Origin of the sequence: Pseudomonas sp. (genome assembly GCF_050739995.1) — a bacterium.
Taxonomy (GTDB): domain Bacteria; phylum Pseudomonadota; class Gammaproteobacteria; order Pseudomonadales; family Pseudomonadaceae; genus Aquipseudomonas.
On the sequence record NZ_JBOICG010000066.1, the window covers coordinates 1 to 3,927 of the forward strand.

The following is a 3,927-nucleotide window of genomic DNA, read 5'->3' on the forward strand; positions in this document are numbered from 1 at the left end:
CCGCTGAAATGCTGGTCGCGGCCGGTGCGAAGGTGATGCTGGTGGACCTGAACGCCGACGCCGTCGCCGCCAAGGCCCAACAGCTGGGGGCCAACGCCCGTTGCGTGGTGGCGGATATCAGCCAGGAAGCCGCAGCAGAAGCCGCCGTGCAAGCCGCGGTTGCTGCGTTTGGCGGGTTGCATGGGCTGGTGAACTGTGCGGGCGTGGTGCGCGGTGAGAAGATCCTCGGCAAGAACGGCCCCCACGGGCTGGCCAGTTTTGCCCAAGTGATCAACGTCAACCTGATCGGCAGTTTCAACTTGTTGCGCCTGGCCGCTGCGGCCATCGCTGAAACCGAGGCGAATGCCGACGGTGAGCGCGGTGTGATCATCAACACAGCCTCCGTGGCCGCCTTTGACGGGCAGATCGGCCAAGCCGCGTATTCTGCCTCAAAAGGAGCCATCGCCAGCCTGACCTTGCCCGCTGCCCGCGAGCTGGCACGCTTTGGCATTCGGGTCATGACCATTGCCCCGGGTATTTTCGAAACGCCGATGATGGCCGGCATGACCCCGCAAGTGCGTGATTCCCTGGCCGCAGGCGTGCCATTTCCGCCGCGCCTGGGCAAACCGGCTGAATATGCCGCCCTGGTGCGACACATCATTGAAAACAGCATGCTCAATGGCGAGGTGATCCGTCTCGACGGCGCCTTGCGCATGGCTGCCAAGTAAGGAGTATTGCTATGACTGATCCGATCGTAATTGTCAGCGCCGTGCGCACCCCCATGGGCGGCTTCCAGGGCGACCTCAAAGGGCTGAGCGCTCCACAACTGGGTGCCGCCGCGATCCGCGCTGCCGTTGAGCGTGCCGGTATTGCCACCGATGCTGTGGATGAAGTGCTGTTTGGTTGTGTACTGCCGGCGGGTTTGGGCCAGGCACCTGCGCGTCAGGCTGCACTGGGGGCCGGCTTGGACAAAGCCACCCGTTGCACCACCCTCAACAAGATGTGCGGTTCGGGCATGGAAGCGACCATCCTGGCCCACGACGCACTGGTGGCTGGCAGCGTCGAGGTAGTGATTGCCGGTGGCATGGAAAGCATGTCCAACGCGCCTTACCTGCTGGACCGCGCCCGTAGCGGCTACCGCATGGGCCACGGCAAGGTACTTGACCACATGTTCCTCGACGGCCTGGAAGATGCCTACGACAAGGGCCGCCTGATGGGCACCTTTGCCGAAGACTGTGCCGAGCACAACGGGTTTACCCGGGAAGCTCAGGATGCCTTCGCCATCGCTTCCCTGACCCGCGCCCAGGAAGCGATCACCCGTGGCAGCTTCGCCGCCGAGATCGTCCCGGTACAGGTCACCGTGGGCAAAGAACAGAAAACCATCCTGCACGATGAGCAACCGCCAAAAGCCAAGCTGGATAAGATCGCCAGCCTGAAACCGGCCTTCCGCGACGGCGGCACGGTCACGGCGGCCAACTCCAGCTCGATTTCCGATGGGGCGGCGGCGTTGTTGCTGATGCGTCAGTCCGAAGCACAGAAACGCGGCCTCAAGCCGCTGGCGGTGATTCGCGGGCATGCGGCGTTTGCCGATGAGCCGGGACTGTTTCCCGTGGCGCCGGTAGGGGCTATTCGCAAGTTGATGAGCAAGACCGGTTGGAACCTGGCTGATGTCGACCTGTTCGAGATCAACGAAGCCTTTGCGGTGGTCAGCCTGGTCACCATGAACAAGCTGGAAATTCCCCATAGCAAAGTCAATATCCACGGCGGTGCCTGTGCCCTGGGCCACCCGATCGGTGCATCCGGCGCGCGGATTCTAGTGACCTTGCTTTCGGCCCTGCGCCAGAACGGTCTCAAGCGTGGTGTTGCCGCCATCTGTATCGGCGGCGGTGAAGCCACAGCCATGGCCGTCGAATGCCTGGATTAAGGACGTCTTATGCTGCCCAATGAAGAACAACTACAAATCAGCGACGCGGCCCGGCAATTCGCCCAGGAACGCTTGAAACCCTTCGCCGCCGAGTGGGACCGCGAGCACCGCTTTCCCAAGGAAGCCATCGGCGAAATGGCCGGACTGGGCTTTTTTGGCATGCTGGTGCCGGAGCAGTGGGGCGGTTGCGACACCGGCTACCTGGCTTACGCCATGGCCCTGGAAGAAATTGCCGCGGGTGATGGCGCGTGCTCGACCATCATGAGCGTGCATAACTCGGTGGGTTGCGTGCCAATCCTCAAGTTCGGCAACGACCAGCAGAAAGAGCAATTCCTCAAGCCCCTTGCCAGTGGCGCCATGCTGGGCGCCTTCGCATTGACCGAGCCTCAGGCAGGTTCCGACGCCAGCAGCCTGAAAACCCGCGCACGCCTTGAGGGCGATCACTATGTGCTGAACGGCTGCAAACAGTTCATCACTTCTGGGCAGAACGCCGGGGTCGTGATTGTGTTTGCGGTCACCGACCCGTCCGCCGGCAAGCGCGGGATCAGCGCATTCATCGTTCCGACCGACTCGCCGGGCTACACGGTGGCACGGGTCGAGGACAAACTCGGGCAGCATGCCTCCGACACCTGCCAGATCCTGTTCGAAGACGTGAAAGTACCGGTGGGCAATCGCTTGGGCGAGGAGGGTGAGGGCTACAAGATCGCCCTGGCCAACCTCGAAGGTGGCCGCGTCGGCATCGCCTCGCAATCAGTGGGCATGGCCCGTGCGGCGTTTGAAGCGGCCCGTGACTATGCGCGTGAACGCGAAAGCTTCGGCAAGCCACTGATTGAACACCAGGCCGTGGCGTTCCGCCTGGCCGACATGGCCACGCAAATCGCGGTGGCCCGGCAGATGGTGCACTACGCCGCCGCCTTGCGTGACAGCGGCAAACAGGCGCTGGTGGAAGCTTCCATGGCCAAGCTGTTTGCCTCGGAAATGGCCGAAAAAGTCTGCTCGGCTGCCTTGCAAACCTTGGGCGGTTACGGTTACCTGAGCGACTTCCCCTTGGAGCGGATCTACCGCGATGTGCGGGTCTGCCAGATCTACGAAGGCACCAGCGATATCCAGCGCATGGTCATCTCACGCAATCTTTAAGGAGCCGATACATGAGTTACGAAACCATCTTGCTTGAAGTCCAGGGCCGCGTCGGGCTGATTACCCTCAACCGCCCCCAAGCCCTGAACGCCTTGAATGCGCAACTGGTCAGCGAACTGAACCAGGCGCTGGACGGCCTGGAAGCCGACCCGAAAATCGGCTGCATCGTGTTGACTGGCTCGAAAAAAGCCTTCGCCGCCGGTGCCGACATCAAGGAAATGGCCGAGTTGACCTACCCGCAGATCTACCTGGACGACCTGTTCAGCGACAGCGACCGCGTGGCCAACCGCCGCAAGCCGATCATTGCGGCGGTCAACGGCTTTGCTCTCGGCGGTGGTTGTGAACTGGCGTTGATGTGCGACTTTATCCTCGCCGGTGACGGCGCCAAATTCGGTCAACCGGAAATCAATCTCGGCGTACTGCCGGGCATGGGCGGCACTCAGCGCCTGACCCGTGCAGTGGGCAAGGCCAAGGCCATGGAAATGTGCCTGACCGGGCGCTTTATCGACGCTGTGGAAGCAGAGCGTTGCGGGATCGTGGCGCGTATCGTACCGGCCGATGAGCTGCTGGAAGAAGCGCTCAAAGTGGCCACGCTGATCGCCGGCAAATCGGTGCCGATCAGCATGATGGTCAAGGAAAGTGTGAACCGTGCGTTTGAGGTGAGCCTGTCCGAAGGCGTGCGCTTTGAGCGCCGGGTGTTCCATGCGGCGTTCGCGACGCAGGATCAGAAGGAAGGCATGGCCGCATTCGTGGGCAAGCGCGCACCGGAGTTCAAGGACAAGTAACCCGCCCTTACGAACACTGAGTATCAAATGTGGGAGGGGGCTTGCTCCCGATCGCAGTGTGTCAGTCTCAATATCTTTGACTGATCCACCGCTATCGGGAGC

4 protein-coding genes are annotated in these 3,927 nt (G+C 62.0%); all 4 read left to right on the forward strand.

Going from position 1 to position 3,927, the window contains the following annotated elements; translation table 11 throughout:
- Positions 1-707, forward strand: a 707-nt coding sequence (locus ACRESD_RS02370; RefSeq protein WP_431749460.1) for an SDR family NAD(P)-dependent oxidoreductase, incomplete at its 5' end; no start/stop codon positions are given.
- Between the two features lie 11 nt (positions 708-718).
- Positions 719-1,903: an acetyl-CoA C-acyltransferase gene (locus ACRESD_RS02375; RefSeq protein WP_431749461.1), complete on the forward strand. Its 1,185-nt coding sequence runs from the start codon at positions 719-721 to the stop codon at positions 1,901-1,903.
- Positions 1,904-1,912: 9 nt separating this feature from the next.
- Positions 1,913-3,040, forward strand: coding sequence for an acyl-CoA dehydrogenase (locus ACRESD_RS02380; protein ID WP_431749462.1), 1,128 nt, complete (start codon positions 1,913-1,915; stop codon positions 3,038-3,040).
- A gap of 11 nt (positions 3,041-3,051) precedes the next feature.
- A complete protein-coding gene (locus ACRESD_RS02385) occupies positions 3,052-3,825 on the forward strand; it encodes an enoyl-CoA hydratase (protein ID WP_431749463.1) in 774 nt (257 codons plus the stop codon).
- The last annotated feature ends 102 nt before the right edge of the window (positions 3,826-3,927 follow it).